This window comes from Paracoccus sp. SY, from assembly GCF_002901215.1.
In the GTDB taxonomy this organism is placed as follows: domain Bacteria; phylum Pseudomonadota; class Alphaproteobacteria; order Rhodobacterales; family Rhodobacteraceae; genus Paracoccus; species Paracoccus acridae.
Window position 1 is genome coordinate 1 of sequence record NZ_NWMQ01000167.1, and the last position, 782, is coordinate 782.

The 782-nt window shown below is 62.9% G+C and carries 1 pseudogene; it reads left to right on the forward strand.

The features are described 5' to 3' along the window. Positions 1–266 precede the first annotated feature (266 nt). Positions 267–782 (forward strand): annotated as a pseudogene (locus CK944_RS23545) (hypothetical protein); the annotation flags it as partial.

The following is a 782-nucleotide window of genomic DNA, read 5'->3' on the forward strand; positions in this document are numbered from 1 at the left end:
CCGCAAATGGCAGCCGATCCCGCTACGCCGGAACCGGACTGTTCTTCAGTGGTGTCATTGACCGGTTTTCCGATTTGCTTGCTCTCGATGCGCAGCTGACCGCAGCGCGGCACGAGGCTATCTATCTTCGGGGTCAACGCAGTACTCATTGGCGCTGTCTCCGCCGGGCTCTGGAGCAGCTCCGTGACGTTGCGTCTCAGGATACCCGTATCCAAGCCATGGAGGCTGCCTGGGCTGCCTGGCCTCGCGCCGACCGGCTGCATGCCATGACGCTGGATGCGCTTGCCGCGCACGAAAGGGAAGCGGACGCCCAGACGCGAGCCGCTCTCGATCTGCTCGAAACGCTCCAGAAATCAGTCGATCAACCGCCCGAAAACGAGCGGTCCCCTCTACAAGATACAAGCGAAGATTTTTCCTTGTCTTGTGATGCCCGCACCGAGGGCAGGCGGTGTGCGGTGGAACCGGCGTTCATTGAACGTTTTGGCCTGCCACGGGTGAGCAGCCGACCAGACGCCGAAGATGGGCGTAAGGGTGGGCCGAACGCGGCCAGACGCGAATGGCTCACCAAACTCGGCCCTGAGCGGCTGTTCCGGCTCGCCTCACCCGAGATGCAGTTCTACCTGTCCGGGCGGGCTGATCCCGAGCGACTGAGGTTTCACGATTTTATCTGGACCGCTGAGCGGCGCGTGCTGGAACTGAGCATTCACCGCTCCGCCTGGTCCGATGCCTGCACGGCCATGAGCGTGGATGGCGCAACGCTGGCCATGCTGATCCTGGACGCG